We start from the raw sequence: 26,483 nt of genomic DNA on the forward strand, positions 1-26,483 counted from the left end.
TTTCAGACGTTACAAAAAAGGAAACCCCGTTTGGCTTTCACCAAACGGGGTCTATTCTTTTCGTAGCCATCCTGCTACTGCGCGTTACTTATCTTTCAATAGGTAACTGGTGCTCCCTGCATCGTTCCTTGACGTGGCTAAATCCTTTAACCTATCCAATTCATCGCCGTCCTAGCGGTGTCCTTGCAAACTCATCATCCTGATAAGCGACTCTATCCTAGAGCATAACTTCCTTGCTGATAACTCATCCTAAGCCATCAAATCTTCATCCTGAAGATACCTAATCCGTTAGGCTTTTTCCTGTTCCTGCCAACTCCCTGTCGACATGTGTATTAAACACTGCAGAGGCTTTGCTCACAATCCACCCTAAGAAATAAATGTACCCACTGATCGAAAGAAATATGCGTGGATTCATACAAAACAAGGGCTTGGGTTTGTATTTTAGGAATTTTCTGCGAAGCTTGATTGTGATCTCTTACGTTCGGTGTGAGAGATCTCTTACAAGTACTCGGGTGCGATTTTCATTTTATCTCGGCGGGTGTTGTCGAACAGATAACAAAGAACACTGAGTAAACACAAAATAATAGGGAAATATGATGGTTACAGCACTTTACGCAGCCTTGCTGACGATCGTAATGATTTGGTTAGCAATAGAGGTGATCAAGCAAAGGCGAATCAATCTTGTTGCTCATGCTGATGGCGGTGTCGAGTCGTTACAGATAGCACGTTCGGCACAAAGTAATGCTATGGATTACATCCCAATCACCGTTATTTTGATGGGATTGTTAGAGATGAATGGCGCCGGTGTGTGGCTGATTCATGTCATTGGTGTGGCGTTTATTCTGGGGCGTGTGATTCATGCGAAAGGGATCTTAGCGAAGAACTTCAAAGGTCGAAAAGTGGGTATGGTGTTAACGCTTATCTGCATGATCTCTTTGATTGTCCTAAACTTAGCTTACCTACCTTTTGATAAAATGTTCTAGGGAGCATTATGGCGTTGCGTCTTCCTCCTGCTTGGGCGATTGTCCTCGCAGGCTTGATACTCAACATCATGGCGATTGTCATGTCGAGCTTGGTGCTCGATAAAATTGAAGCTGAGAAAGCGGAGTACAACGATCGCAAATACGGCAATGTGTACTCAATACAGCTTGCTTGGAATACGATTGAAACCCTAGAGCGCAAGCGTGAAGCGATTTTGATTCACCTTGATAAACTAGAAACGGTGCAGCCGACCACGGTTCTCGACGAAGCACTGCGTGGGCAACTTAGGCGTTGGGTGAGTAGCGAAGTGCCAAGTATCTCTTTGGCTCACTTACCGAAACTGATGATGCTGATAAACAGTGCACAAGAAGCGCAACGAACTCGAATCGATGATTACTATTTGGATAACCTGACCTTGGTTGAGTTAATCCAAAGGCTTGATGAGAAAATGGCTTTCTATAAGAACATCGCCCTGTTTCTTCAAGTATTTGGCTTGGCGCTTATCTTAGCTCGCGATCTCGCTAGAAGACCTTAATCTTTAACCTTACTTCGTTCATTTACTTATCGACTTGTACCGTTAGCGAGACTCGTTTGGCAGGTTAGGGTGCTGTTGGCCTTGGTACTTTGGTAACTGTTCTTTTAGCCCCTTAAACGTGCTCAGTGCACTGCCTATCGATAACTTGTTCATCAACCAATTTGGCAAGATGCCACCTGCGTTCGCATACGCGGTGTAGGTGATGTAGGTATTGCCATTAGTCAGCGGTTGCAGCGTCCAAAGAGCGTCCACATCGTAGATTCGAATGTACCCCGACTCTTTCGCCAAATAGTTCGACGCATCCTTTATCGACAAGACAAACTGACCATCTTCAATGCTGTATTTTGAGTAGGTCACCATGTCTCGATCTCTGGCAGGCCACGGTGCTTTGAATTGGGTATAGACGATGTTTTCATCTTCAGATATCTGCATCAACACACGGCTTTGCGATACATTATCTATCCAGTTTGGCACGTTCTCACTGTCTTCCAATAACAGTAAAAAACCGGAGTAAGTGGTGGGCGTTTGCATCTGTGCTCGTATTTCGACCAAGCCTTCGCTGTGTGGCCTTTTATCAATCATGATGCCATCTTCACTTTTGACGAACTGCCATGGGTTGGCATAAGTCAGTGTCGATAGGGCGCAGAGGCCGAGTACCAAAATCTTAGGTAATGTCATTATTCTTCCATAAAAAGAAAAGCTTATCTGCTAGGAGTATAGAATAGAAATGGACTTAGTAGGTGTTGCCAATCGCTTTGGGTTGGCCTCTTTGGGGAAAATCCCAATGAAAACGGAAGCGTTCGGTCGCTTCCGTTTTATTCTTGGGCAATGGATAAGCGCTGTAGGCTAGAGCTTATAGGCTTCTACGGTTTTGATGGTTGTCCAGTTGCTGTTGGCGTCTTGGATGAACTCTTGTGTATTCTCCAGCCAGCGTTTCTGAACCGATTTGTCTAAGTTCAGATACAACTTTCCATCTTCCACCTTCCAAGCGAGAGGGTCGGTTTCAAACTTCTTACCCATGGCTACTCCAAACGCGCAGTAACCGCCATATTGAGGGGCATAGGCTTCTGGATTGGCTCGAAATTCATCTCTGTTTTCACTGCTCGCAAAGTTATAGATCGCATTCTTATAGGTCGCTGTGAACTCAGATGTGCCTTTTACTGGACCTTCATTGGCAAAGTAAGCGACAGGATCATAGCCTTTAATTGCGAGGTTATTGCTGTCGACACTCATATCAAGGTCTGCTGCCATTAACGAAAAGCTGGTGCCTAGTAACGCGGCCATTAGAGTGATTTTTTGACTGGTCGATTTCATGTGTGACATATCAAGTTCCTTGTCAGTGTTGGTTATCTTGTTTGAAATAATTTAGCCCACTCGTCCGGTCTATAGAGGGACAAAAGAACTAAAAACTAAGCGAATCGTTCGGAGGATGCATGGATCTGCTTTCACAACTAATGGAACACTTCTCGATACGCACTGGCGTTTTCTATTCTGGAAACCTGTGTGGAGTATCGTCATTTAACGCGCAACAAGGTAAAGAGGGCCACCTTCATGTATTGAGCGCGGGGGAGTTGAGCTTGTCTAGCGCTCACACGGAACACAGGCATTTGTCGCAGCCTTGCATTGTTTATTTGCCGAAATGGCGTCACTGGCCGCGATGTCTCGTACTCAGTTTATTGAAGCGTTCAAACGGGAAGTGGGTGAAACGCCGGGAGATTATGTGCAAAAGTGGCGAGTCTCTGTTGCTCAATCTCTGTTATTGCAAAATAAGCCGATCAATTGGGTCGCTGATGAAGTGGGTTACAATAGCTATTCAGGATTCTCACGTGCTTTTCAACATGTTGCCGGAGTGTCGCCGCGCCTTTGGCTAAAGCAAAATGCGTCGTGAAACGGCAGGCAATCCCCACCCGATTTATGGCTATTCGTATCTGGCTGGTCTATGTTTTAGCGGAAATTGTATGTAGTTTGTTCTTTTATCGGAAGAGGGTGTAAAAAGGTGGACTTTATAAGCTCGTTGTAACATCCTGCCCGTCCTATTTTATCTAGACACCAATGAGACGAAGTGCCTGCTGAACATTATTCAGCCTCCCGTATCTCATTAAAGTATTAAGGAGTTCAACTTGAACCTATTTGTAAGAGACCTTACCGTTATCGATTCTTCATACATCTGTGAACACAGAGGGGTCGTAGGAGATAGTTGGATTTTAGATGTCACCATGTCTGGTGAACTTAATGAAATGAGCATGGTGCTGGATTTTAGCAAGGTCAAAAAGCAGATCAAACAGCTTGTCGATGAGCATGTTGATCATCGTTTGCTGCTGCCAATGCAGAGCGCTGCAATTGTTCTTCAAGCGAGCAAAGCGGGCTACTCTAAGGTTGATGTGTTGCGTGGTGACAAGAGTCTTCATCTACATTGCCCTGATGAAGCATATTGCCTCATTGATGCAGAAGCGATCACCATCGAGAGTGTGACCGCACACGTTTACAATATTCTTCGCGATAACCTACCAAGTAACGTCACAGGGTTAGAGATCACCCTACGTCATGAGAACATTAATGGCGCGTTCTACCACTACACCCATGGTTTAAAAAAGCATGATGGCAACTGCCAACGCATCGCGCATGGTCACCGTTCTCCAGTAGAAATCGTGGTCGATGGTCAGCGTGACGGGCAACGTGAACAAGCATTTGCTCAGCGTTGGGAAGACATTTATTTAGGTTCTAAAGAAGACCAAGTTTCAGTTTCATCACTTAACCTGAGTGAAAACGCGAACAGTGTTAATGATGAAAGTCACTATGGCTTCCGCTACACCGCGCCACAAGGCGAATTTGAGCTAGCGATTGCTAAGAGTGAGACGGAAATTTTACCGACAGATACCACGGTGGAATTACTTGCTGGCTATATCGCGGATCAAGTTGAACCGAGCCTAGCAGAGAACCAATCACTACAAATCGTCGCTTATGAAGGTGTTGGCAAGGGCGCAATGGCGTTCCGATAACACTCCAGCGAGTGACACAGTCTCATTACTGACATGATGAAATAAAGGCAAGATAATCCGTTATCTTGCCTTTATTTTTTGTGACTCTTTAAAACTGATTTAGCTGATGATGTTAGGCACAAACACTAACGAAGCAGCACACGTCGCAGTGGTGTTTTTTCGATTCCAACAACCAACCCGAAGCTCAACAATACGGTGCCAAAAAAAACCGTAACGTCTTTTGCCAATTCCGTAATGCCTAAAACTCCACAGACATTGAACAACACGATAATGATCAGCAAATGGCTGACGTAGATACCTAGCATGCGATTTGAAATGGCGCGAACCCAAGCGTAGTTACCCATGTTTGGATTTGCTAAAAGCCACATGAACACGCCCATCCCCCATAGCGCCGTGCCAAACAAGAAATCATTCATGTTGAATCCGACGTCGAACGTGGTGAGCCATGATGCCTCAGCAAAATGAATCAACATGCCTAACGCTAATAACCCCAACGCTTTAGTTGATGACACCTTCCATTGATTCTGACGAATAAGGAAACCTAAGGTCACCATTAACGTGCTAAAGAACGGGCCATTACGCGTGAAGAAAGGTGCTTCTAACCCGGCTAGCGTTGCGTAGCTGCCCGCTAAAACACCATAAACGTAAAGTACAATGGCCGCTGGTAATAGCAGTTTGTCGAGTTTCATTTCGACTATCAAAGCAATGATCAAAACTGCACATACGAGAGCGGGAATAAACCATAAATGAACCAATCCACCCTCTAAGAAAGAGTTAAGTGGCGTGTTCATTAAAAAGCCCCAATAGCCTTGGCGCTCACCTAGGTAACCAAACTCTTCTACCTTCGCGAGGTTGAATGGCATCACTAAGCAAATGATGCTCCATGCTAACCAAACCTTAAGCAGTGGTTTAGAGTAATTAATGACGGTTTGCCACGGGGAGGCAGTCAGCTTGGGCTGAATAAGATAACCGGAAATTAGGAAAAACAGAGGTACCGCAAAACGAGCGGTTTGGTTGAGTACATAACCGATCCAAGGCACTTCATCTATTTGCCAATAAGTGAGTGCCATTTGACCGTGTAAACCAATGATCGCCAAGATAGCAATCACTCGGCCTAACTCGATACTGGCGATGTGTTGTGAAGGCGTATGTTGAACGGAAGACATATCAGATCTCTTAGTAAAATTTTTACGAAATCTAGCAGTCTTTATGCCTAACCAGTTAGTCCTAAATCAAGGCTTATGACCTTTGTTTCAAGGCTAGTGTCGGTTTTTTGAAGCCTGTCGCAGCTATATTAAATCCATTGCAGTAAGTACAAAAATACCGAGAGTACAAGTGATAAGAGAAACAACAGTAGTAAGCGCGATGATGTTAGCCGCCAGTGTTGAGTTTCCTCCCATCGCACGAGCCATAACGTAGCTTGCCGCTGCCGTTGGTGCCGCGCTCATCAAGAAGATAAGCCCGAGATCGAGCCCTTCAAATCCTAAGTACCCAGCCGCCAATGTAATCAGTAACGGTGAGGCAATTAACTTGTAGCTAGAGGCAAACCACGTCGATAACTTTTCTTGTTTGAGCGAGCTGATATCGAGCGACCCACCGGTACACAGCAGTGCTAAAGGCAACGTCATGTTGGCAAAATATTGACCAGCATCAGTGACCATTTTTGGGATAGGAATCGAAAGTGCATAGAAGACGACCGCTAAGAAAATAGCGATGATCAATGGGTTTTTGGTAATCGACTTAGCGATCACTTTAATCGCTTTCGCGCCTGTGTCTTCGCCTTTGGGTGTCAGTGCAATTACGGCTTGAATGTTATATAGCACGGTTAGGGATGCGACATAGATAGCCGCCAATGCCACGCCTTGGTTACCATAAATATTAGCTACATAGGCGAGGCCGATGATCGCGGTATTAGCGCGGAATCCACCTTGGACAATCACACCTTGATCTTTCGAACCTTTAAATACTAACTTGGTCGAGAAAATCGTGAACAAGAAAAAGATAAAGTTAGCGATGACGCCAAAGGCAACTAACGCGCTACTGGCTGAAAAGTTGTGATTCGATTGAACAATACTCAGAAATAGCATCGCGGGTAGGGTGACTTGAAAGACCACCTTAGATGCGACATCAATGAAATTGTCGTTGATTAAGCCGATTCGTTTGAGCATCACACCAAGAAACAGCATTAAACAGATAGGGCCTGTTACTGACGCCGAAAACGCAAACTGTTCCCAAAGTGTGTTCATTGTTTTTCCTTTGTTAGTCGATTTCAATTTCCTTTGAATACTGTCGCATTTTTCCACAATTCTTTGAGAAGAGAAATTGAATCCCAATAGATAAGTAAAAATCTTTGAAAAAAAGAACGAACGTGCTAAAAATAACGTATCAGATTTATCCTTGGTGAATAATGAGTAAAGGAAAGATAACCAAAGAGTATATTTTGAGTCATGCATTCGCACTTGCGAGTGAAAACGGGCTTGAGAGTTTGACGATTGGCGAATTAGCCAAACAGTGTGGCATGTCTAAGAGTGGCTTGTTTGCACACTTCAACTCTAAAGAAAACCTGCAACTCTCTGTACTGGAGTATTCCAACGCCATATTCACCGAAAGAGTCATCATTCCCGCAAGAGAGCTGGGAGATGGTGATATTGAAGCGAAATTGAAACAGCTGCTTGACAATTGGTTGGGCTGGAACCATTCATTCCAAGGCAGTTGCATGTTTATTGATGCATGGAAAGATGCGGGCAGTGAAACGTCTGTGATTCAGAAAGCACTGCAGAAAACCATTTCAGTGTGGATTGACTACTTGACGATTCAGGTAGCAAAAGCGGTTGAGAGCAAACAGTTCAGAGCCGATTTAGACCCGAAACAGGCAACCTTCGAGTTATACGGTCTTTATTTGAGTGCGAACTTGTTCTACTCGTTACGAGGCCAACAAGCGAGCCACACCCATTTTTGGAGTGGTGTCGAGCGCTTGGTAGCCAGTTGGAGAGCGGTTTAATACATACAGCAGGTTAACTCGCAAATCATGTGACTTTGCTTAACTAAGGTTTGCAAAAGATTTTAACAGAAGTGGCGGCAAGCAATCATAAACAGCGCTATCGTCATTTTTTATACTAACAAATAGCACGGTCGTTCGATTTTCAGGGCCGAGCTCGATCCGCCAATGATGATGGCGATACAAGGAGCGGTCATGAGTGACAAAATCTACTTTAATACATCGAACAAATTCAGCTTCAAGCGCAGCTTAATTGGCGCAACAACCAATCTTCATTACATCCTAGCGCCGAGTCATGCGAAGAAAACAGCACGTAAGTTGCTGCTCACTCCAATGCGTACTGAGCAGAAAAACGCTGATCCACAAGGGTTGATTAAGAGTGAAATCAAAGGCCGTGATGGCGTGCTAAAAACGTACTCTCTGGGTACAGGTCCAGTTTGGGTGCTGACTCATGGTTGGTCTGGTACGGCGAGTCAGTTCTTTCCTCTTATGGAACATATCGCAGCCAAAGGCTTTACGGCTCTGGCTTACGATCATCCAGCTCATGGTGGTAGTGATGGTGTTCATGGTCATATCCCTGCGTTTGTGAATGGCTTGGAAGCGATTCTAGATTCGGTTGGCGAAGTGGCAGGCTTAGTAGGTCACAGCATGGGTACCGCTTCTGCGTTGGAATGTAAGCACATTAAATTGGAAAACAAGCCATTATTGCTGATTGCACCTGTATTGGATTATCTAGAAAACCTATTTGGCAGCGTCGCGCGTTCTGGTTACTCAATGAAGCTTTTTGAGGCGGTAGTCGGTGAAGTGGAAGAGCAATTTAATTACCCAATTCAGTCTGTTGATCCTTATGGAAAGCTAGCGCTTCGTGAGTCTCAGACGATCATCGTTCATGATGAGCAAGACAAGTTTACTAAGTTTGATGTGTCTCAGCGTGCGGCTAATGAAATGGGTCGCGTTACTTTAATTGCGACTCAAGGACAGGGCCACGGGCGAGTAATGAAGTGCCCACAAGTGTTCGAGAGCTTTGATAACTTAATTGGCTAAGCACAACGAGCGCAAGTCAGTAGGACGCCAGTAAAAAGATCGTAAGCTCAAAGCTAAGAAAACAAACATTAAAAAGGCCAACCAGACATTATCTGGTTGGCCTTGCTTTTAGGTGCTTAGTTGGTGTTTAGCTCAATCCTATTTTTAGTTAGCACAGCTTGCTGGGCCGATCTCTTTCCACACGCCCCATTGGCCTGTCGTTGTTGGATCTTCACCGGTTGTCCACCATTTCGCTTCCCAAACCTTACCGCCTTGAGTCACTTGGTCGCCACCAGTGTAAACCGCGCCTGAATCCCAAGCGTTAGTACACGTACCGCCGCCTGTGGTTTTCTTAAGAACTTTCACTGAAGTAGCTGCTACCGATGTCTCTGTGCCATCGCTGACTGTTACAGAGAAGTTCAGCGTTGTATCTTTCGTGTATTCCGCTGCGACAAAGCTCACTGAAGAACCTTGAACCGTTGCATCAATACCAGCAGGTACATCCCATGTGAAGGTCAATGTGTCTTGGTCTGCATCGCTTGAAGCCGAAGCATCAACCACGACTACATCACCCGCATTAACTTCAGCCGGAGCCGTAACCACTGCTACTGGTGCTGTGTTTACTGGGCCTGTATCTTTAGGGCTTACTGTTACAACAACGGTGTCAGTAGAAGTAGCACCTTCGTTGTCCGTTACCGTTAGGCTGAAGGTTAGTGTTTCTTGCTGAGCGACTTCAACAACATCGAAGCTCGCAACCGCAGCATTAGCGTTCGCCAGTGTTACTGCTGTACCGCCGACTTGAGACCAAGCGTAGCTCGCGATTGTACCATCGCTGTCTTTTGAAGCGCTGCCATCTAGAGAAACAGAAGCTGGGCCTTCAACCGATTGGTCTGTACCTGCAGCTGCCGTTGGTTTGCGGTTGACAGGATCAGTTGTACCGCCCGCTAGGCCTTCATGCATTGCATTCAGGATGTCGCCGTTATCTGCATCAATTTCCCAAGAGAATAGACCCGCAAGGCCAAGGCTACGAACGTACGCGCCTTTTGCTTTTACAGAGCGATCATCATCAAATGTGATTAGCTGACCTGAAGTGCGGTTCCAAACGTAAGGCGCTTCTGCCATTTCGTCATAGCCATATTCGAAGCCGTTGATGCCTTGGTTATTCGCGCCAAGCATGTTTGCTTTAATGCCTTTGTAATCAATAACGCCATCTTCCCATACGCCTTGCGCAGAGCTGCCTTTCAGTTTGCCGTTACCAACGCCAGTCATTGGGTCGCTCGGATCGGTGAGTGATGATGGTAATACGCCTTCCCAACCACGACCGTACATCGCTGTACCAACCACAAGCTTGTTCGCTGGAACACCTTGCTCAAGCAACAGTTGGATGCCGTTGTCTGTGGTGTAAGCTGGGCCTGTGTATTGTTCGCCATTTTCATCAAGGCCTGTGCCATCACATTGACCAGGACGCATGAAGTTACCGCAGTTTAGTGCTGTTTGGTGACCTAACACGTTGTTCCAACCGCCGTAGAAGTCGTAAGTCATTGCGAAGATGTAATCCATGTATTGGATAGCATCGCCGTAGTTCACGTCTTCAATCTTATCGTGACCAACACCGATCGCAGAAGTGAGCTCGTAAGTACGACCGTTTTCCGCTTCTAGCTCATCTAGCATCACGCGAAGTTCTGCCATCAGTGCAATGTAAGCTGGGCCGTCATTTACAGGATCACCAAGGTCTGGAGCAGCACCGCCACCACCAGGGAATTCCCAATCGATATCCACACCGTCGTAGAATTTCCATGTGTTAAGGAATTTCTTAACAGACGCTACAAAGGTGTCACGGTTGGCTTTAGTTGTGAAATCAAAGAACGGGTCAGACAGCGTCCAGCCACCAATCGATGGGATGATCTTCAAATCAGGATTACGCTGTTTGAGCGCCATCATCATTGCGTAGTTACCCTTGATCGGTGAGCTGTATTCGTGTCCCGCTTGAGGGAAGCTTTTCTGGAAAGCCGCCCAAGGGTCATGAATCACCACTTCGTAATCGTTAACACCCTGACAAGCTGTCATGAGTGCGTTGTAGCTGTTACCGCCTACTGATTTAACTGATTCGTTCGGACCACAAATTGGGATGAAGCCATAAAGGATATGGGTTAAGTTGTCAGCGGGTAGGTTATCAACGGTGTAATCACGGCCGTAAATACCCCACTCTACAAAGTAAGTACCGACTACCGTATTTGGATCTGTGTTGTATGACTTGTTGTTCGGATCCACATTCATCGCAAGTGGCGCTAAGTGTGCGCCATCTGTATCGGCAATCGTGATTTTAGCGGGTGCGCTTTTGCTACAACCTGTTTCGTCACACGCTTCTATTTCCATTTCGAATAAGCCGCCTTGGCCATATTCGAATGAAGCCGTGGTTTGGCTGCCAGTGATTGGGCCAGTGGCTACTTTAACGCCATCAAAGTAGATGTTGTACGTGTTTCCTGACGTTCCGCTCCATTGGTTGAACTTAACGTCGACTTTTGCTTTGTCGTGATATTTAACCATCTGGTTGTAGCCAGAGGTGGTTTCCATCGCGAGTTCAATTTTAGAAAATTGCAGGTTGTTGGAACCGTACATGTCGATGCTAGGTGCTGTTGGAGCAGCTAATGCTGTACCAGATAGCGCTAGAGCAATGCTTGCAGCACAGGTATTTATACGAATCATACTATTTCTCTCATTCCTTGAAGATTACGAGAACCCAATGGCCCCATAAACGGCTCCAATCAGTTTTGAAGGAGCTTCCCAGTCAGTATTCGAGAGAGTTTTAATTTCATAACTGAAAATAAATCCGTTTTCGATGGACAACTAAAAAATTGTATCTTGTTACAATTCTGTTGCTTAATGAATGAGAGGCTGAGTCCATGTTTTATAAAATAAAACATCCTTCAGTAGGAAAATCTCACAAGTGTAAATTCACGACATGAAGTTATGAAAAGGTGCGACAAACTATAAGAAAATACTGTGGATTGAAGCTGAATCACAAAGTGAAGTATGTTGAGCGAGCGGGGTCGATCGACGGGTAAACTTGAAGACGAATGCTTATGGCAGTATGGATAAGAGGGTTATCTTTTGAATTGCTCAGCTAAGGAAGTGCGTCGTTGTTGCATGACACTATGGGTATCACCAGTCGCAGTATCTTCGTAGCCTTCTTTAATAAATTGCTGAGATGGTACGCTTGGCTCTAATCGCTTTAAGCGAGGCGAATCGTAAGTACCACTGATGGTGTAAACGGTGGTTCCAGAGCCAGTGTTGATCGTGACGATCTTCCCGTCAAAATCGAATGAGGTAGTGATAAGACGATGATTCATCATCACACCGTTTTCTGAAAGTGTCAGGATGTCGGTGTTGTAAGGTGGCGCCGCAATCTCTATCCATGTGCCATAGACGTTGCTTGGGCTGACAGATTGCTGGTGGGCTTGGTAAGCAAAATAGCCGGCGGTGAGGGCAACCATAAAGCCAGCTAATAGGAAGCCGTAGAGTAACGAGTTGGCAAATAGATCTCTGCTTTTAGTCGGCTTTTTTGCCATTATCTCTTCATTTTTCGACTGATATTGTTTTAGATTCTATTAATTAAAACCTTAGTTTGCAAAAATTGTTCTAAGAGTTAGAAGCAGGATCGAATGTTCTAATAAATGTGGTTGCGTTAGTGGTTTTTAGCCTTGCTCCTCAGTATTTACGCTATCAATGAAAGCGAACTCCAGAAATGCTTAAGCTATGCGTATTTATTTCTTGTAGGAAAGTCTCGAATTGGTTAAAACAATTATCACCTAAATTTACGCATAGGCTTACTCGGTGAGCTCAATAATTGCAATTTGAAGATAACAAGGAAGTACAATGATTAAAGAAAACACATACTTTGAAGGTGGCGTTAAGTCGTTAGCGTTTAACCAGTCTGGTGCTGATGTGAGTGTTGGTGTAATGGCGGCTGGTGAGTACACTTTTGGTACTGCGGCTCCAGAAAAGATGACCGTTGTTAAAGGTGCTTTGATTGTAAAGCGTGTTGGCGATGATGATTGGACGACATACCAATCTGGTGAGTCTTTTGACGTTGCGGGTGACTCTTCATTCGACCTACAGGTAAAAGAAGCGACAGCTTACCTATGTGAGTATTTGTAATCAGATCTAAATTTGTTCAATCAGGGCATCGTTTGTCTCTGATTGAATAGAAAAAAACCACGCTCTAGGAGCGTGGTTAAATAAGTGATAGTAACCGGCAGTGGATAGTGTCACTTGTTTTTGTAGTCATCAAATGGATGACCAAATCGTTGTTCGTTACAAAATCTCTTCAATCTTCAAAGCTCAAAGCTCAAAGCTCAAAGCCAAGACATCAGTAAGTCTCAAACACACCGTTGTTGTAGTCTTGAATTGTCTGTTCAATCTCTTCCATCGAGTTCATGACAAACGGGCCATAATGCACAACCGGCTCATTAATCGGCTGACCAGAAAAAATCAGTACACCTGAATCTTCTAGGCTTTCTAAAGACAACAATTCAGCTTTGGTGAGCAGGGCAAGTTGACTTTGGTTGATGACTTTGTCGCCGATCTTAATACTGCCTCGGTACACATAAGTCATGGCATTGTGATTAACATTAGTCCCTAACGTGACTTTTTGCCCAGAATGAGAGCGCCAATCCGCAACGCTTAATGGCACACCTGTTTTCTGTAATGGACCCTGCGCTCGTAAAGCCTCTGAATCCTTGTCAGTTTGGTTGTGCAGTTCAAACCCTCCGGCAATCACTCTTAACAAACCACTTTGTTCACTTTGATGCTCCGCGATGCTTTCACTTTGGAAATCGTGATACTGAGCTGGCTGCATTTTGTGTGTCGCAGGTTGGTTTATCCAAATCTGAAAACCATGCAGCGCACCTTCTTCCATCATTGGCATTTCGCTGTGAATGACACCACGGCCTGCGGCCATCCATTGAGCGCCACCGCTGCGTAGCTCTCCAACATTCCCCATATGGTCTTTGTGTTGGAAGTGACCTTGGAGCATGTAAGTGAGCGTTTCTATCCCACGGTGAGGATGTGGAGGAAAGCCGCCAACATAGTCTTTGCTTTCATCCGACTTCAGTTCATCAATCATTAAAAATGGAGAGAAACGTGCGTTATTAAAACCTGCGAGTCGTTGGATTTTGACGCCATCACCATCTGAGGTGGCATGTGCTGTAATCACATGATCTACTGCTCTTACATTCGTCATTTTGAAACCCTCATAAACTTGAATAGCTGTAGTTTATGTAATTTGATTTAAAAAGAAGATGGCACAGCGTTGAGTGACTTATTCGAAAATCTTGAACAGGTAACAATATGAAATTATGTCTATACTCAATAGAGAGTATATCGCCAAGGAGGCCGCTATGGCAGTTCAGCAAAAACATGGCGAAAGGCATGGTCGGATAGGTTTTGATAACGACTTTACAACGGAGCAAAGCCAGCGCTTTACAGAGGTTGCAAACAGCGCAGTTAAACGCCGCGTGAAAAAACGTGAGATAGAAGCGCCGTTTATTCAGTCAGCTAAGCAAGCCGCTTTTAAAACCGTGGTGAGGCGACCTAAAGGAAATAACCCAAACCGAACACGTCAAGTCATATGGATTATTATGATCGGGTTAGTGAGTCTTTGGCTTATGTACCTTGCAGGTTAGCAGCGCCGCTCCGTTATAGGAATGGCTAGCGTTGGCGCGTTTTTAATAGCGTAACATTGTTCCCTTCGATCTTCGCTTCAAAGCAATCTTCAAGTTCAGATGAATCCGGTGCTGAGCTAACAAGGCTCGTTGGTAGTTCTTCTATCAGGGTCGATACTGGGTTGTCGTGATAATAAGCATATCGGTTTTTTCCTGAATGCTTGGCAACATACATCGCTTTATCAGCACATCTCGTCAGCTCATGTAATTCTTGGGCATCTTGCGGATACAAAGCAACCCCAACACTTAACGTCAATTCCTTGATTCTCTCGTTTGTTTGGCAGCCGCTTTCGAACAGCCCGCAGATCCTATCTAGAATGCCGTCTAGATCTTTACGAGTTGGCACATCGTAGAGCATCAGAACAAACTCGTCTCCAGCAAAGCGCGCGATGGAATAATCGTATTCATGGCTTTTTCTGTCTCTGGTTCGAATGTTGTTGCTCAAGCGATTGGCAAAATGCTGTAAGACACTGTCTCCCACATCGTGCCCGTAGCTGTCGTTAATGCCTTTAAAGTCATCTATATCCAAAAAGACCAATGCCGTAAGTGATCGCTCACTATCCACGGTGGCTAGTTTTTCTGTCGCCCAGCGTTCAAAGCTCCAACGGTTTGCCAAGCCGGTTAACTGATCTCTGTAAGCGAGATCTTCAATGCCTTCTTTATACAGGCGTTGAATATAACTGACGGCTTTTGTGTAGTAATAGGCGGATGTGTGGCACACCAAGCTCATGGTAAATAAGCTAAGGAAAAATCTGTGTGTGCTGTTAAATGGTAAAGAAAAATTGTTGGGCATTGCTGTAATCAAGGTGCTGATGAACAGGCAAAACGAGGTGCTGAAGATTATGCCAATTCTAAAATCATTAATGAAAATGACCGCGGCCAGAATTGGGTAGAGCCAGAGGATGCGATCTGGGATGGCGTGACTGTACAAGAATAGGATGACGCCCTGAACTAGAAGAACACCACTCAGAATCAATTCGGAATACTCAGGATTGATGACTTTTCTTACATATAAAGCGTTAGAAATGGCAATGATGGCGAAGCACAATTCGAATATTGACAGCGTGTAATGCTCGCCTTCGAAGTAAGCCCAAGTATAGAAAATGAATAACGCAGCGGCAGTCAGTGAAAAGGAGTGGACAATTTTTTGCTTGCGGGTGGATCGTATGTCCGCCATTTCTTCTAGGTGCCTGCCGACGAGCCTTTTCATGTGATCTGTGCCAAAGTTTTTGATAATGGTGGTAATAGTAGATTAAATAACAAGCTATGCAGAGGCTTAGATGTCTATTTAGTGTGACTACTATCAAGGTTTCATATGAAAGGCTGTTCAATCAATTCCAAATAGTGATGTATATCACCGATGGTGCTGGTCATCTCTAGAAGATTAGATTTAAGCATCAAACTTGTAACCGTTGTTTGATGTTTATCTACTTGCTTTCCAGAGAGTTACTCCACATAGTTTGTAAACGACCAAAATTAAGAAAGGCTCATTATGTTAATTACCTTTAGTTGTAAAGCTCATGCTAGTGTCACGATGTTTGGTGAAGTCGGCCTCCAGTTCATCAAGATGCTTGGGCATAGCGGCTCCATCCCAGGTGCTATGGATGCTTCAGAGGTTCCTCAAGCTCTGGATAATCTACGTGCTGCTATTGCAGCAGAGCAGAGCAAGTCCGTAGAGCATGAAAATACTGATGACGACAATGAAGAAGAGGTGGTTGAAGCGCCTGTTAATATCGGTAGTCGAGCGTTCCCACTGGTTGAATTATTAAAAGCTGCCATCAAAGATGAATGTGAAGTAATGTGGGAAGACGGTAGCGGCAAGCGACTGTAGTACGATTCACGCGAAACGTAACAAGCCTATTGAATCTATTTTAATCAGAATGAATGCTGAACCAGTATCGGACACACCATGACCATGGAGTTTTATGGTGATGAACCGATACTGGTGTTTTTTTAGTGAAGTAATCCACTCGTTTCTGTTTATTTACAAGGTTCGTCAGCCCTGAAATGAGTGACTTTTGTTATCGTAATATCAATCCATAACAGACCGTAAACAAAGTGATGCTGTTCACGCTTTCTTGACTCCCAATTCTGAACTAAGAATTTTTCCTAGTTATTCTAAGACCCTCTCTCATGCGGTCGATTTTTAGACTCCTTATTATTTCACGGTCAACTAACAAACAATGTATGGCCGCAATTATGCCGTGCAGACCTCACAAAAAATAAGAGAGTTCACAATGTTAAAGTTCCTAGATCAGGTTCGAAAACCGACGCTGGATCTTCCGGTCGAAACTAGAAGAAAAATGTGGTTTAAACCATTCCTACAATCTTACCTCGTCGTGTTCATTGGTTATCTAACCATGTATTTGATCCGTAAGAACTTCAATGTCGCGCAAAACGACATGATTTCTACTTATGGATTATCGATGACGGATCTAGGTCTTATCGGTCTGGGTTTCTCTATCACTTACGGTATCGGTAAAACCGTCGTTTCCTATTATGCCGATGGTAAAAACACCAAGCAGTTCCTGCCATTCATGCTTGTCCTTTCTGGTATCGCTATGTTGGGCTTCAGCTTCAGTATGGGCGGTGGCAGTGCTAGCTTATTCTTGATGGTTGCCTTCTATGCGTTGAGTGGTTTCTTCCAAAGTACCGGCGGTCCTTCAAGCTACTCGACCATCACTAAATGGACGCCTCGTAACAAGCGTGGTTCTTATTTAGGCCTTTGGAATATGTCGCACAACGTGGGTGGCGCAGGTGCCGCTGGTGTTGCTCTGTTCGGTGCTAACTACCTTTTTGATGGCAACGTGATCGGTATGTTCGTGTTCCCATCAATCATTGCGATTGTGGTTGGCTTTATTGGTATGCGCTTTGGTAATGACTCTCCAGAAGCCTATGGTCTAGGTACGGTTGAAGAGTTGTTTGATGAAGAAGTCAGCGAAGAAGATACGGCTGCTGAAGAAAATCAAATGACTAAGAAAGAGATCTTTGTTGAATACATCCTGAAAAACAAAGTGATCTGGTTGCTCTGCTTCGCGAATATCTTCTTATACATTGTTCGTATCGGTATCGATCAATGGTCTACCGTTTATGCGTATCAAGAGCTAGGTCTATCAAAAGAAACCGCGATTTCAGGCTTCACTCTGTTTGAGGTTGGTGCACTGGTCGGTACGTTAATGTGGGGTTATCTGTCAGACCTTGCGAACGGACGCCGTGCTTTGGTTGCTTGTGTATCGCTTGGCCTGATTATCGTTTCGCTAGAGTTCTACCAGCATGCAACCAGTGAGTTCATGTACCTAGCATCACTGTTTGTGCTTGGTTTCCTAGTATTTGGTCCTCAGTTGCTGATTGGTGTTGCTGCAGTAGGTTTCGTGCCTAAGAAAGCAATCAGCGTTGCGGATGGCGTGAAAGGTACATTTGCTTACTTAATTGGTGACAGCTTTGCCAAACTTGGCCTAGGTATGATTGCAGACGGCACACCTATTTTTGGCTTAACGGGTTGGAAAGGCACGTTCGCAGCGCTTGATACGTCAGCTGCCATTTGTATCGTGTTACTGCTATTCGTTGCGGTTGCGGAAGAGAAGAAGATTCGCCACGCTAAGAAAATACACTTAGCGTCTCAAAACGCGTAGCGAGTCTCACGTGCTTTATTGGTTTAAAGCACGTGAGATCATACCAATCGTTAGTTCGATTCAGTATCATCTCTATTAATAAACTTAATTTTAGATAGCTCCTGTTGGGGCTATTTTTCTTTCTTACTCTTAATTTTGGTTAATATCATGATTAATGTTGCGCTTGTTGATGACCACGTCATTGTTCGATCTGGCTTTGCTCAATTACTCAGTCTTGAAGCTGATATTACGGTCGTGGGGGAATTCAACTCTGCGGCAGAAGCGCGCCTAGGATTGCCAAGTTGTCACCCTGATGTCGTGATCTTAGATATCTCAATGCAAGACGAAAGTGGCCTGTGCTTATTGGAAGAGATTCCATCAGGCATTGCCAGTATCATGCTGAGCGTACATGACTCTCCGGCGATGGTTGAGAAGTCATTAGAGTTAGGAGCTAAAGGCTACCTCAGTAAGCGCTGTAGCCCAGATGAGTTAATCCAAGCCGTACATACGAGCGCAAATGGTGGCTGTTATCTCACGCCCGATATCGCTATAAAGCTTGCGACACCAATGAAGAATAAAGCCTCTTTAAACCAACTCACCCGCCGAGAAAGCGAAGTGTGTCAGTTATTGGCAACAGGGCTCGATGTGAAATCTATCGCCGTTGAGCTAGGGGTTAGTCATAAAACGGTGCATGTACACCGTGCCAATGCGATGGACAAACTCAATGTTAAGAACAACGTTGAGTTAGCTAAATTGTTCACTCAAGATCAGTACTAATGCGCTCCTATCTAGCCACTTCACTATGTGGGGTTTTTATGGCTGGCTGTGCATGGTTTTGTTTATGGGTTATTGCCTTCTATTTTATTAATGACCCTGAGTTAGCCATTCTGCTTTTCCCATTCTCACTTCGATTGGGAATGACGCTGCACACTCGCACTCACTATTGGCCCGCTATCTATATTGCAGAGTGGGGGCTTGCGATTGCTTTAGCTCTGCTACTTGATGAACCTCAATGGCTGACGATACTCATCGCCAGTGGGTTGAGTATTCCTGCCACTCTAATTGCCAAGCGTTATTATTCTGGTGACCAAAATCGTCACTTGTTAGTGATGGCGAGCTTAATCATGGTCACAGCATTTATTAATGTTGCCGTGGTGGGCTCTCATGTACCAGCCGTTTACATGGTGTGGTTAGCGAGTATCACGGGTGGACTGATGCTGGTGCCGATGTGTTATCTGGTCTGGAACTATCTATTCCAAAATAAGTGGGCGCCACTGAGCTCTTATTTAATCAACAATGTTGTTGAGTTCAAAATCCGTCATATTGCTTTATATAGCGTGTTGTTGGTCGCCAGTATTTTGATACAAACCAGTTTGCCTGATGAGCTAAGGCGCTTTGCCCCGTTCTGTATGGCGATCCCTATTATCTTGCTCGCCGTTCGTTACGGATGGCAAGGCGCTCTGCTTGCAACAATGCTAAATAGTGTCGCGCTGATTGCTGCTCATAGTGGAACGTCCAAACTCGAAATTACCGATTTGCTCTTGTCTCTATCTGCTCAAACCATCACTGGTATATTGCTTGGTTTAGCGGTTCAAAAGCAGAAAGATCTCAACTCGAAATTGCGAAGTGAACTTTCCAGGAATCAAAATCTTTCACGCCAGCTAGTGACCGCTGAAGAGTCGGTTCGTCGTGATATAGCTCGTGAGCTGCATGATGAAATAGGCCAAAACATTACGGCAATCCGTACACAGGCAAGCATTATTAAACGCGTCGATGCCGCTAAGATGAGTGTTCGCTGTGCAGGTACGATTGAGTCATTGTCTTTGAATGTTTATGACACCACCAAACGTCTACTTACAAAAATAAGACCTAAAATGTTGGACGATCTTGATCTAAAAGATTCCGTGGAACAGCTTATTCGGGAGATGGAGTTTTCGGACCATGGCGTTGATATCCAGTTAAATTGGCAAGGTGATTATTCATGTTTGAGTGACACGCTCAAGGTCACTCTCTTCCGACTCTGTCAAGAGTCATTAAATAACGCCCATAAATATGCTCAAGCGAGCGAGATTAAAATTGAACTGATTTTAGATGATCAGGCTTATCTTCAGATATCAGATAATGGCGTTGGTTTTACAGCGCAAGATCTTCTCAAAGGAATGGGGGTTCGCGGTATGCAAGAGCGTGTTCAGGCGCTCGGCGGCAAGATGACCATTAACGCTAATGGCTCATCTTCGGGTACCAATATCAGCGTTACATTACCTAAAGTGTGAGAACGAATATGTTTGGATTTCTGCGCTCAGCTACGTCAAATACTCATGCTCTAACAGATGATGAAGTCAACCAGAGTTATCGCTACTGGCGTCTCCACATCATGATAGGAATGTATGTCGGCTATGCGGGTTTTTACTTCACTCGTAAAACCTTTAATTATGCCGCGCCCGCAATGATCACCGATCTTGGTTTGGACAAAGGAGATATTGGCTTAATTGGCACGCTCTTTTATCTTTCTTATGGTTTATCGAAATTTATTTCAGGCACGATATCGGATCGCTCAAACCCGCGCTACTTCATGGGGCTTGGCTTAATCGCGACAGGCTTGATCAATATAGCGTTTGGCTTTTCTAGTTCTTTGGCGGCTTTTATCTTGCTTTGGGTGCTCAATGCATGGTTCCAAGGTTGGGGCTGGCCATCGTGTTCCAAGTTATTGACGACTTGGTATTCTCGCTCCGAAAGAGGATTCCGTTGGGCAATCTGGAATACAGCCCATAACGTTGGTGGGGCGCTAATTCCTATTCTCGTGGGTTATCTAACGCTGCAATTCAGTTGGCGAGCTGGGTTTATCTGGCCGGGTGTGATAGGTGTATTTATCGGTCTTATCGTTTGCTGGCGCTTACGTGATAAGCCGACCACCATGGGACTTCCGACGGTAGGGAAGTGGCGCAATGATCATCTAGAGTTGGCGCAAGAGAACCATGGGCAAGGGTTAAGCTATCGAGAGATCTTAAAAACTTACGTGTTCAGTAACAAGTACATTTGGTTGCTCGCCTTTAGCTATGTGCTGGTTTACATCGTCAGAACGGCCGTCAACGATTGGGGTAATTTATATCTCACCGAAGAACATCATTACAGTTTGATCAACGCAAATGCTGCTTTGTCTCTGTTTGAGATTGGCGGCTTCGTTGGTTCACTTGTTGCTGGATGGGGATCGGATAGACTGTTTGGTGGCAACCGTGGCCCGATGAACATCCTGTTTGCGATTGGTATCTTCCTCTCGGTATCGGCTTTATGGCTTATGCCTTTAACCAACTTTGTGTTTCAAGCGGCTGGGCTGTTTTGTGTCGGTTTTTTTGTTTTTGGTCCTCAAATGCTTATTGGCATGGCGGCGGCAGAATGTTCGCACAAAGACTCTGCTGGGGCGGCGACAGGCTTTGTGGGCTTGTTTGCTTACATGGGTGCAGCACTTTCTGGTTACCCATTAGCGCTCGTTCTAGAAACTTATGGCTGGAGTGGGTTCTTCATTACCATCTCGACTTGTGCGGCCGTTATTGGCTTGCTGCTACTGCCTTTCCTACAAGCTCAATCACCTCAGAAAAGTGCAGAAGCTCGCTCTGGTTTTTAAGGAACGATAACAAGATAGTCACTAGTGTTTGTATTCAGATGCTTGTATCGCTGCTGTAATCAGTGCGATACAAGCCGCTATCTTATTCTCAGCGCTTTCTACTCGTGATATTCAAATGTGACTATTTTCACGCTTTTCATCGGTCTCACCTGTTTCTAAGAATTTTTCCTATTGCGTCTAAGACCTCATCTCATGTGGGTTCTAGCCGAGCTCTGTAGTCTTTCTAATTATTTACGTTATTAGAAATCAGCTCTCTGAATTGTGTTCAAAGGGCTCACTACGGAAAACGCCATGTCACTCAGCCACCTCTCAGAACACTCATTTTTCCCAATGGAAAACACCATCCAAAATTATGCATGGGGGAGCATTTCTTCGATACGTGAACTGTTTGGCTTTCAGAATGAGTCACAAGAGCCGCAAGCGGAAGTTTGGATGGGAGCGCATCCAAAAGGTTGCTCAATGGTTAAGCTTGACCAGCACTTGGTGCCTCTCTCTGAGCTGATTAACAAGAATAAACCGGCCTATCTATCAAGCGATATTGCGCAGGAGTTTGGTGAGCTGCCGTTCTTGTTTAAGATCTTGGCAGCAGAAAAAGCGTTGTCTGTTCAGGTTCACCCAAACAAGCGCCAAGCAGAGGTTGGCTTTGCAAGAGAGGAGCAAGCAGGAATCCCTCTGACTGCAGGACATCGTAATTACAAAGACTCTAACCACAAACCTGAATTGGTTTACGCGATCACTGAATATCAAGCAATGAATGGCTTTCGAGAATTCGATGAAATATTAGGGTTGTTCAGAAAGTTGAATTCGAGCGAGCTGGCTGGTTTAGTTGAAGAGTTTGGCAACCACCTTGATTCTCTAGGTTTAGAGGCGTTTTTCCGTGATTTATTAACTCTGGACGACCAACGTAAACACCGAGCATTAGAGCAACTTCTGGCTTACGCAGCCGCTCACCAAGGTCAATCTGAGTTTGCTTTGGTTACTGAGCTTAGCCACCAGTACCCGAATGATATCGGTTTGTTTTGCGTTCTGCTGCTGAACTTGATCACACTACGGCCGGGTGAAGCGATGTATTTGAATGCAAACACTCCGCACGCATACATCAAGGGGACTGGGCTCGAGATTATGGCCAATTCAGACAATGTGCTGCGAGCTGGCTTAACGCCAAAACACATTGATGTCGCTGAGTTGGTTGCCTGCACAGAGTTTACACCAATCCCGTTCGAACGCTTGTTGTTAGCACCTTCAAAGTTAGGTCAATGTGATCGCTATGATATCCCAGTCAGTGACTTTGATTTCAATATTTTTCATCGCCCAAAGCAAGAAGAAGTCATCACAAGCGGTGCTGAAATTTTAATGGCGATAGATGATGATTTAACGTTAATGAGTCAGAAAGGTGAACACCTAACACTCACCAAAGGGCAATCGGTATTTATCCCAGCTTATATTGGTCATTATGTACTGAGCAGCAATGGGCGAGTGGCTAGGGCGTTTAATTAGAGATGGTGTTTGTGGTATAGATTGAGCTCCATCCCCACAAAATCATCATCTCCTTCATCAACAACGTGATAGCCAAGCGATTGATAAAAGTTAATAGCACGAGCATTACTTTTAAAACTCGATAGAGTGACTTGACTAAGTTGCTCTGCCATAGTTTTTTTATGTATGAGAGTCATGACTTGCTTGCCAAGCGAACGACCTTGGTACTGGGGGAAAATGATCAGCAAATGAATATGGTATGCGTTGTCATAAGGTTTAAAGCAGGCGAGCCCCACTCTTTTATTTTCGCGATATACCCAATGAAACCAAGATGGATGGTATTCGTTTAAAAGTCGTTGACGTTGAAAGTCGTCATCCCAGCCGAAAACGCTATCTACGTGTATGAAGATACCTTGTTTAACACACGCAAACAGTTCATCGAATTCAGAATTTGAAGCGAGTTGGAGTTGTATGTTCTCTTCTTTCATTGCCACTTTTACCGCTTCCTTATCAAACGCCTTTGAATAAGCAAACAGTAACATAATTGAAGAAGCCGAATTAGCTTAGATTTGCGAAGTGATGAAACCAAAAAGCCATGCGTGATGCATGGCTAAGAATAAAGTCTTGGATTGATTTTTCTATACGATCTTAAGCGCGTGATGGCGCGTGAGCTGTTTGTGTAGCGAGTCTTTTAGCTCCATGCGTTCTACTTTGAGGTTGTGCATGCTGTCGTCATCGATAGGGCTGCCAGAGATTTCTAGCTGACGGATGTCGTAGTCGAGTTGGTGGTATTTCTGCATGTCTGCTTTGAATTTTTCGTCGTCGTGGTTGAGCTGAACAATGTCTAATTTAAGATCTGGGAAATCTAAGATAAAGGCATGGTTTTCATTGAGCATTGGCACTTCCTCTCTAGTCGAATTATTAACAGTATAGAAGTAATTTTTCGAAAGAAATGTGGTTCAAAACACAAAGCCGTAAAGCGATCAAAAAAGGGCGTAAACTCGTAGGATTATCCTCGAACTTGCGCCCTTTTGTATGTATATAGCTAACTATTTATAGTTATATGTTTAGAACTATAAGAGTTTAAAGCAGAAAGTTTACTTTGCTTTCTTACCAGAGCGTTGCTGCTCTTTGTGTGCAAGCTTCTCTTTTTTGCGTTGCTCGATAAGGTGAGCAGCTTCGCCGCCTACGTGGGTTTCGCCACGAGCATTCGACAGTTGAACTTGCTTTTCACGTTCACGGAAACGGGCTTTCTGCTCGTCGCTGTGCTTATCAATACACTTAGGGCAGCTTACGCCTTTCTCGAAGTGTTTAGAGGCTTTGTCTTCGTCAGTGATTGGCAGGCGACACGCGTTACACACATCGTAACCGCTCTTTTCTAGCTGGTGGTTTACTGCAACTCGACCATCAAATACGTAGCAGTCGCCTTCCCACATACTCTCTTCTTCAGGTACCTCTTCTAGGTACTTAAGAATGCCGCCTTCAAGGTGATAAACCTCATCAAAGCCTTGCTCTTTCATGTAGGCTGTTGATTTTTCGCAACGAATACCGCCAGTACAGAACATCGCAACTTTCTTGTGCTTCTTAGGATCAAGGTTGTCTTCAACGTATTGAGGGAATTCACGGAAGGTTTCTGTGTTTGGGTTTACAGCATTTTTGAAGGTGCCGATGTCCACTTCGTAGTCGTTACGAGTATCAACCAGAATCACATCAGGATCAGAGATCAATGCGTTCCATTCGTTTGGTTTCACGTAAGTGCCGACAACGTGGCGTGGGTCGATGCCCTCAACGCCCATGGTTACGATCTCTTTCTTAAGCTTAACCTTGGTGCGGTTGAATGGTTGTTCTTCGTTGAACGACTCTTTGTAAACAACATCAGCCAAGCGAGAATCTTGTTTGAACCATTGAAGAAGGGCGTCGATAGATTCGCGCTTACCTGCAACGGTACCGTTGATGCCTTCACTCGCAAGTAACAAAGTACCGCGGATTTGGTTGGCTTCTAACACGTCGGTTAGTGGCTGGCGAATTTCTTGGTAATCATCAAGTGCTACGAATTTATACAGAGCACATACAACATATTGAGACATGGTTTTTCCTTTCTGCGAGCTGGAACGTAAATCCAGAGCGGTTGCCTGTTTTGATCAGAACTGAGTATTTCAACTTAGTTCTGTCTTGTTGGCTTATTAAAATCAGGCGCAGTATAACCAAGGCGGTGCGGGACAAAAACCAACCAAACGTAGGGCTATATAACGCCTTTTTTATTGTGGATTTATGGTTTGAGGAACGAAAAAGCCCTGCTGTACAAATACAGCAGGGCTTGGTGTTGAATCTGTCTTACTTAATCAGCGATTACGCTTGGTTAAGTACTTCCGCTAAGCGTTTCACCGCTTCAGTCAGCTCTTCTGGTTTAGCGTTAGTGAAGTTTAAGCGCAGTGCAGCTTTTGCTTCATCAGCCTTTGGATAAAATACTGGGCTTGGTACAACCGCCACACCATTCGATAATAGAGTTTTAGCCAATTCGAAGGTGTCGCACTCTGGGATCTCAACCCAAATGAACATCCCGCCATCGACGGCTTTTAACACGCAATCTGCAGGCAGTTGTTTCTCTAGCTCTGAGAACAGCACTTCATAACGAGACTTGTACAGGGTGCGAATGTTCTCCATGTGTACGCCAAAGTCTTCATGTTTTAGAAGACCAACAAGCAGTGCTTGCATGGGTACACTTGAGTGTAAGTCAGCGCCTTGCTTCACTTTGATCAGTGGTTCAAGGTAGCTGCGTTTACCTGTTACCGCGCCAATACGTAGACCTGGCGATGCAATCTTAGAGAATGAACGAAGAACGATAGAGTTATCAGGGCAGAACGAAGAAACCAATGGCAGTTCCGTACCTGTGAAACGCAGCTCACGATATGGTGCATCTTCAATGAATGCCACGTTGTATTTGATACACAGCTCAGCGACTTTTTGACGAGTTTCTGTTGCCCAGCACACGCCGGTTGGGTTGTGGAAATCAGGCACGGCATAGAACATCTTCGGTGATTGCTGTGCAAAGCACGTTTCCAGTTCATCTAGGTTCGGGCCAAATTCAGTTTGAGACACGGTCGCAATGTTTGCTTGAACTAGGCCAAACACCTGCATCGCACCTAAGTAGCTTGGCGCTTCCATCACAACCACATCACCTGGGTCGACATACGCACGCGCAATCAAATCCAAACCTTGCTGAGAGCCAGTACAAATCATTGCCGTGTGTGATTCTGGCAATTGGTAGCTTTGTGTTAGGTGGTCAAGCAACGGGCCGTAACCGGCAGTAGAACCGTATTGGAAAACTTCAGGCATGTTCGCTAGGTTTTCTAGCGTTGGCTTCATTAAATCGATAGGGAATGTTTTCTCGTCCGGTAAACCACCGGCCAATGAGATGACATTTGGATCACTTGCGGCTGCGAGGATCTCCCGAATGTATGAAGATTGAATCTGTTGTAATGACTGTGCGATTTCCATGTGTTGTGTCTCGTCGT

Annotated in this window: 26 protein-coding genes and 1 pseudogene; 15 read left to right on the forward strand and 12 right to left on the reverse strand. The window is 44.8% G+C overall.

Annotated elements, in window-relative coordinates; genetic code table 11:
* The first annotated feature begins 596 nt into the window (after positions 1 to 596).
* Complete coding sequence (locus AB4482_RS09580) at positions 597 to 983, forward strand: MAPEG family protein (RefSeq protein WP_017061526.1); 387 nt, start codon at positions 597 to 599, stop codon at positions 981 to 983.
* Positions 984 to 991: 8 nt separating this feature from the next.
* Positions 992 to 1,516 carry a hypothetical protein gene (locus tag AB4482_RS09585; RefSeq protein WP_017067247.1) on the forward strand — a complete coding sequence of 175 codons (525 nt, stop codon included), beginning with the start codon at positions 992 to 994 and terminating at the stop codon, positions 1,514 to 1,516.
* A 42-nt stretch (positions 1,517 to 1,558) separates the two neighbouring features.
* Here the strand turns inward: AB4482_RS09585 and AB4482_RS09590 are convergent, their stop codons facing one another.
* Positions 1,559 to 2,194: an START domain-containing protein gene (locus AB4482_RS09590; protein WP_102398472.1), complete on the reverse strand. Its 636-nt coding sequence runs from the start codon at positions 2,192 to 2,194 to the stop codon at positions 1,559 to 1,561.
* A 49-nt stretch (positions 2,195 to 2,243) separates the two neighbouring features.
* Between AB4482_RS09590 and AB4482_RS09595 the strand changes: the two genes are divergently transcribed.
* Complete coding sequence (locus tag AB4482_RS09595) at positions 2,244 to 2,366, forward strand: hypothetical protein (protein ID WP_017061529.1); 123 nt, start codon at positions 2,244 to 2,246, stop codon at positions 2,364 to 2,366.
* Here AB4482_RS09595 and AB4482_RS09600 read toward each other — a convergent pair.
* Positions 2,363 to 2,839: a YHS domain-containing (seleno)protein gene (locus AB4482_RS09600; RefSeq protein ID WP_017067245.1), complete on the reverse strand. Its 477-nt coding sequence runs from the start codon at positions 2,837 to 2,839 to the stop codon at positions 2,363 to 2,365. The genes AB4482_RS09595 and AB4482_RS09600 overlap by 4 nt on opposite strands.
* 110 nt (positions 2,840 to 2,949) lie before the next feature.
* Here AB4482_RS09600 and AB4482_RS09605 point away from each other — a divergent pair.
* Both AB4482_RS09605 and AB4482_RS09610 read left to right on the forward strand, forming a co-directional pair.
* A pseudogene (locus AB4482_RS09605) lies at positions 2,950 to 3,404 on the forward strand (helix-turn-helix domain-containing protein).
* Positions 3,405 to 3,636: 232 nt separating this feature from the next.
* The gene (locus tag AB4482_RS09610; protein ID WP_104216219.1) at positions 3,637 to 4,515 is read left to right on the forward strand and encodes a 6-carboxytetrahydropterin synthase; all 879 of its coding nucleotides are present in this window, start codon (positions 3,637 to 3,639) and stop codon (positions 4,513 to 4,515) included.
* A 125-nt stretch (positions 4,516 to 4,640) separates the two neighbouring features.
* Here AB4482_RS09610 and AB4482_RS09615 read toward each other — a convergent pair whose 3' ends face one another.
* On the reverse strand, positions 4,641 to 5,681 hold the full coding sequence (locus AB4482_RS09615; RefSeq protein ID WP_372131364.1) for an acyltransferase: 1,041 nt from the start codon (positions 5,679 to 5,681) through the stop codon (positions 4,641 to 4,643).
* 123 nt (positions 5,682 to 5,804) lie between these two features.
* Positions 5,805 to 6,761 (reverse strand): AEC family transporter, encoded by a 957-nt coding sequence (locus tag AB4482_RS09620; protein ID WP_017072390.1) that lies wholly within the window; start codon positions 6,759 to 6,761, stop codon positions 5,805 to 5,807.
* A 161-nt stretch (positions 6,762 to 6,922) separates the two neighbouring features.
* Here AB4482_RS09620 and AB4482_RS09625 point away from each other — a divergent pair, with 161 nt between their 5' ends.
* Positions 6,923 to 7,516, forward strand: a complete 594-nt coding sequence (locus AB4482_RS09625; RefSeq protein ID WP_017067240.1) for a TetR/AcrR family transcriptional regulator — start codon at positions 6,923 to 6,925, stop codon at positions 7,514 to 7,516.
* A 192-nt stretch (positions 7,517 to 7,708) separates the two neighbouring features.
* Positions 7,709 to 8,557 (forward strand): alpha/beta hydrolase, encoded by an 849-nt coding sequence (locus AB4482_RS09630; RefSeq protein WP_372131366.1) that lies wholly within the window; start codon positions 7,709 to 7,711, stop codon positions 8,555 to 8,557.
* A 144-nt stretch (positions 8,558 to 8,701) separates the two neighbouring features.
* On the opposite strand, the gene AB4482_RS09635 is transcribed toward AB4482_RS09630, so the two are convergent.
* Both AB4482_RS09635 and AB4482_RS09640 read right to left on the reverse strand, forming a co-directional pair.
* Entirely contained in the window at positions 8,702 to 11,242 is a 2,541-nt protein-coding gene (locus AB4482_RS09635; protein ID WP_171733667.1) for a glycosyl hydrolase family 18 protein, read from the reverse strand.
* Positions 11,243 to 11,640: 398 nt separating this feature from the next.
* Positions 11,641 to 12,105 carry a DUF2850 domain-containing protein gene (locus AB4482_RS09640; protein WP_372131368.1) on the reverse strand — a complete coding sequence of 155 codons (465 nt, stop codon included), beginning with the start codon at positions 12,103 to 12,105 and terminating at the stop codon, positions 11,641 to 11,643.
* A gap of 307 nt (positions 12,106 to 12,412) precedes the next feature.
* On the opposite strand from AB4482_RS09640, the gene AB4482_RS09645 reads away from it, so the two are divergent.
* Entirely contained in the window at positions 12,413 to 12,694 is a 282-nt protein-coding gene (locus AB4482_RS09645) for a pyrimidine/purine nucleoside phosphorylase (RefSeq protein ID WP_017057600.1), read from the forward strand.
* 211 nt (positions 12,695 to 12,905) lie between these two features.
* Here AB4482_RS09645 and AB4482_RS09650 read toward each other — a convergent pair whose 3' ends face one another.
* Entirely contained in the window at positions 12,906 to 13,778 is an 873-nt protein-coding gene (locus AB4482_RS09650) for a pirin family protein (protein ID WP_017069674.1), read from the reverse strand.
* Positions 13,779 to 13,935: 157 nt separating this feature from the next.
* On the opposite strand from AB4482_RS09650, the gene AB4482_RS09655 reads away from it, so the two are divergent.
* On the forward strand, positions 13,936 to 14,220 hold the full coding sequence (locus AB4482_RS09655) for a hypothetical protein (protein ID WP_017061541.1): 285 nt from the start codon (positions 13,936 to 13,938) through the stop codon (positions 14,218 to 14,220).
* A gap of 25 nt (positions 14,221 to 14,245) precedes the next feature.
* Here the strand turns inward: AB4482_RS09655 and AB4482_RS09660 are convergent, their stop codons facing one another.
* Positions 14,246 to 15,436 carry a GGDEF domain-containing protein gene (locus AB4482_RS09660; RefSeq protein ID WP_102321386.1) on the reverse strand — a complete coding sequence of 397 codons (1,191 nt, stop codon included), beginning with the start codon at positions 15,434 to 15,436 and terminating at the stop codon, positions 14,246 to 14,248.
* Positions 15,437 to 15,751: 315 nt separating this feature from the next.
* Between AB4482_RS09660 and AB4482_RS09665 the strand changes: the two genes are divergently transcribed.
* The 6 genes from AB4482_RS09665 to manA all read left to right on the forward strand — a co-directional run bounded on the left by AB4482_RS09665 (position 15,752) and on the right by manA (position 22,989).
* A complete protein-coding gene (locus AB4482_RS09665) occupies positions 15,752 to 16,090 on the forward strand; it encodes a DUF1840 domain-containing protein (RefSeq protein WP_017061543.1) in 339 nt (112 codons plus the stop codon).
* Positions 16,091 to 16,496: 406 nt separating this feature from the next.
* Complete coding sequence (gene uhpT, locus AB4482_RS09670) at positions 16,497 to 17,891, forward strand: hexose-6-phosphate:phosphate antiporter (protein WP_017061544.1); 1,395 nt, start codon at positions 16,497 to 16,499, stop codon at positions 17,889 to 17,891.
* Between the two features lie 147 nt (positions 17,892 to 18,038).
* Positions 18,039 to 18,647 carry a transcriptional regulator UhpA gene (gene uhpA, locus AB4482_RS09675; protein ID WP_372131370.1) on the forward strand — a complete coding sequence of 203 codons (609 nt, stop codon included), beginning with the start codon at positions 18,039 to 18,041 and terminating at the stop codon, positions 18,645 to 18,647.
* On the forward strand, positions 18,647 to 20,143 hold the full coding sequence (gene uhpB, locus AB4482_RS09680; protein ID WP_372180853.1) for a signal transduction histidine-protein kinase/phosphatase UhpB: 1,497 nt from the start codon (positions 18,647 to 18,649) through the stop codon (positions 20,141 to 20,143). The genes uhpA and uhpB overlap by 1 nt, the downstream gene beginning before the upstream one ends.
* Positions 20,144 to 20,151: 8 nt before the next feature.
* A complete protein-coding gene (locus AB4482_RS09685; RefSeq protein WP_372131372.1) occupies positions 20,152 to 21,492 on the forward strand; it encodes an MFS transporter in 1,341 nt (446 codons plus the stop codon).
* Positions 21,493 to 21,783: 291 nt separating this feature from the next.
* Complete coding sequence (manA, locus tag AB4482_RS09690; RefSeq protein ID WP_371721724.1) at positions 21,784 to 22,989, forward strand: mannose-6-phosphate isomerase, class I; 1,206 nt, start codon at positions 21,784 to 21,786, stop codon at positions 22,987 to 22,989.
* On the opposite strand, the gene AB4482_RS09695 is transcribed toward manA, so the two are convergent.
* From AB4482_RS09695 to AB4482_RS09710, 4 genes are all read right to left on the reverse strand, one after another.
* Entirely contained in the window at positions 22,986 to 23,510 is a 525-nt protein-coding gene (locus AB4482_RS09695; protein ID WP_372131374.1) for a GNAT family N-acetyltransferase, read from the reverse strand. The two genes, manA and AB4482_RS09695, sit on opposite strands and share 4 nt — an antisense overlap.
* A 96-nt stretch (positions 23,511 to 23,606) precedes the next feature.
* A complete protein-coding gene (locus AB4482_RS09700; protein ID WP_009846137.1) occupies positions 23,607 to 23,864 on the reverse strand; it encodes a YdcH family protein in 258 nt (85 codons plus the stop codon).
* Positions 23,865 to 24,065: 201 nt separating this feature from the next.
* The gene (locus AB4482_RS09705) at positions 24,066 to 25,055 is read right to left on the reverse strand and encodes a rhodanese-related sulfurtransferase (protein WP_017065056.1); all 990 of its coding nucleotides are present in this window, start codon (positions 25,053 to 25,055) and stop codon (positions 24,066 to 24,068) included.
* Positions 25,056 to 25,317: 262 nt separating this feature from the next.
* Positions 25,318 to 26,466, reverse strand: a complete 1,149-nt coding sequence (locus AB4482_RS09710) for a PLP-dependent aminotransferase family protein (protein ID WP_372115558.1) — start codon at positions 26,464 to 26,466, stop codon at positions 25,318 to 25,320.
* Positions 26,467 to 26,483: the final 17 nt, after the last annotated feature.

This window comes from Vibrio sp. 10N.222.55.C7 (genome assembly GCF_041473335.1).
Taxonomy (GTDB): domain Bacteria; phylum Pseudomonadota; class Gammaproteobacteria; order Enterobacterales; family Vibrionaceae; genus Vibrio; species Vibrio crassostreae_C.

Coding starts and splice junctions, on each gene's coding strand:
- AB4482_RS09580 (WP_017061526.1), top strand. CDS start 597: ATGGTTACAGCACTTTACGCAGCCTTGCTGACGATCGTAATGATTTGG.
- AB4482_RS09585 (WP_017067247.1), top strand. CDS start 992: ATGGCGTTGCGTCTTCCTCCTGCTTGGGCGATTGTCCTCGCAGGCTTG.
- AB4482_RS09590 (WP_102398472.1), bottom strand. CDS start 2,194: ATGACATTACCTAAGATTTTGGTACTCGGCCTCTGCGCCCTATCGACA.
- AB4482_RS09595 (WP_017061529.1), top strand. CDS start 2,244: ATGGACTTAGTAGGTGTTGCCAATCGCTTTGGGTTGGCCTCTTTGGGG.
- AB4482_RS09600 (WP_017067245.1), bottom strand. CDS start 2,839: ATGTCACACATGAAATCGACCAGTCAAAAAATCACTCTAATGGCCGCG.
- AB4482_RS09615 (WP_372131364.1), bottom strand. CDS start 5,681: ATGTCTTCCGTTCAACATACGCCTTCACAACACATCGCCAGTATCGAG.
- AB4482_RS09620 (WP_017072390.1), bottom strand. CDS start 6,761: ATGAACACACTTTGGGAACAGTTTGCGTTTTCGGCGTCAGTAACAGGC.
- AB4482_RS09625 (WP_017067240.1), top strand. CDS start 6,923: ATGAGTAAAGGAAAGATAACCAAAGAGTATATTTTGAGTCATGCATTC.
- AB4482_RS09630 (WP_372131366.1), top strand. CDS start 7,709: ATGAGTGACAAAATCTACTTTAATACATCGAACAAATTCAGCTTCAAG.
- AB4482_RS09635 (WP_171733667.1), bottom strand. CDS start 11,242: ATGATTCGTATAAATACCTGTGCTGCAAGCATTGCTCTAGCGCTATCT.
- AB4482_RS09640 (WP_372131368.1), bottom strand. CDS start 12,105: ATGGCAAAAAAGCCGACTAAAAGCAGAGATCTATTTGCCAACTCGTTA.
- AB4482_RS09645 (WP_017057600.1), top strand. CDS start 12,413: ATGATTAAAGAAAACACATACTTTGAAGGTGGCGTTAAGTCGTTAGCG.
- AB4482_RS09650 (WP_017069674.1), bottom strand. CDS start 13,778: ATGACGAATGTAAGAGCAGTAGATCATGTGATTACAGCACATGCCACC.
- AB4482_RS09655 (WP_017061541.1), top strand. CDS start 13,936: ATGGCAGTTCAGCAAAAACATGGCGAAAGGCATGGTCGGATAGGTTTT.
- AB4482_RS09660 (WP_102321386.1), bottom strand. CDS start 15,436: ATGGCGGACATACGATCCACCCGCAAGCAAAAAATTGTCCACTCCTTT.
- AB4482_RS09665 (WP_017061543.1), top strand. CDS start 15,752: ATGTTAATTACCTTTAGTTGTAAAGCTCATGCTAGTGTCACGATGTTT.
- uhpT (WP_017061544.1), top strand. CDS start 16,497: ATGTTAAAGTTCCTAGATCAGGTTCGAAAACCGACGCTGGATCTTCCG.
- uhpA (WP_372131370.1), top strand. CDS start 18,039: ATGATTAATGTTGCGCTTGTTGATGACCACGTCATTGTTCGATCTGGC.
- uhpB (WP_372180853.1), top strand. CDS start 18,647: ATGCGCTCCTATCTAGCCACTTCACTATGTGGGGTTTTTATGGCTGGC.
- AB4482_RS09685 (WP_372131372.1), top strand. CDS start 20,152: ATGTTTGGATTTCTGCGCTCAGCTACGTCAAATACTCATGCTCTAACA.
- manA (WP_371721724.1), top strand. CDS start 21,784: ATGTCACTCAGCCACCTCTCAGAACACTCATTTTTCCCAATGGAAAAC.
- AB4482_RS09695 (WP_372131374.1), bottom strand. CDS start 23,510: ATGTTACTGTTTGCTTATTCAAAGGCGTTTGATAAGGAAGCGGTAAAA.
- AB4482_RS09700 (WP_009846137.1), bottom strand. CDS start 23,864: ATGCTCAATGAAAACCATGCCTTTATCTTAGATTTCCCAGATCTTAAA.
- AB4482_RS09705 (WP_017065056.1), bottom strand. CDS start 25,055: ATGTCTCAATATGTTGTATGTGCTCTGTATAAATTCGTAGCACTTGAT.
- AB4482_RS09710 (WP_372115558.1), bottom strand. CDS start 26,466: ATGGAAATCGCACAGTCATTACAACAGATTCAATCTTCATACATTCGG.